Raw genomic sequence first — 740 nt, forward strand, 5'->3', positions numbered from 1 at the left:
TCATGGTGGGCACTTCGATGAACGCCAGGAGGGTGCTGGGCGGTATCAGGCCGTGCGTCGGGAATGCGTCGAAGCAATCGAACGGAAGCTCCAGGTCGCTGTGACGCAGAGCTGACTACAGGAGCACCATGACGGAGCGGCCCCGATACCGGAGAGGTATCGGGGCCGCGGGCTTCTCGGTCTGACGTAGGAGATTCAGTCAGGACGGCCAGCCTGTGATGCCTTCGAATAGTTGGCTCAGGCTGAGGCTGGCCGTCGTGTTGGGGTCAGTCAGTGCGATTGGTGGCGCGACGATGCCGTGCGGTCTCGAAGATCACGTGCAGGATCGAGGCAACCAGAATCAGAGCAAGTGCAAACCACGTCCACCCGTCCAGGCTAAGGTTCGCGATGTCGTGGCCCTGGTTCTGAAGGTCGGTGATGGTGCTCTTGAACTTGTAGCTGACGATGGCTGACAAGCTGACCAGGACAACAAGTGTGGCCCATGCGACTGCTCGTTTGCGGATGAGGATGGATGCACCGAACATGACGGTCCAGAATCCCACGACGATAGGGAGGGCGCTTGTCAGCATCAACGACCCCACCAGGTTCTGGAGCGAAGTCGGGACCTGGTCATTTTTGACTTCTTCGACACCAGCGAGGATCGGGACTGGTTGGGGGTCGGTGGTTGCGTCAGTGGGTTGGTCGTTGGGTGCGTCAGAAGACGGGTCGGTGGCTGAGGCGGAGGCGGTAAGCAGCAGGAG

At 60.4% G+C, this 740-nt stretch carries 1 protein-coding gene; it reads right to left on the bottom strand.

Going from position 1 to position 740, the window contains the following annotated elements:
* Positions 1–266 precede the first annotated feature (266 nt).
* On the bottom strand, positions 267–740 hold a 474-nt coding region (locus tag C6558_RS40195; RefSeq protein WP_158269022.1), incomplete at its 5' end, for a hypothetical protein.

Source organism: Ensifer sp. NM-2 (assembly GCF_003024455.1).
GTDB classification, from domain to species: domain Bacteria; phylum Pseudomonadota; class Alphaproteobacteria; order Rhizobiales; family Rhizobiaceae; genus Ensifer; species Ensifer canadensis.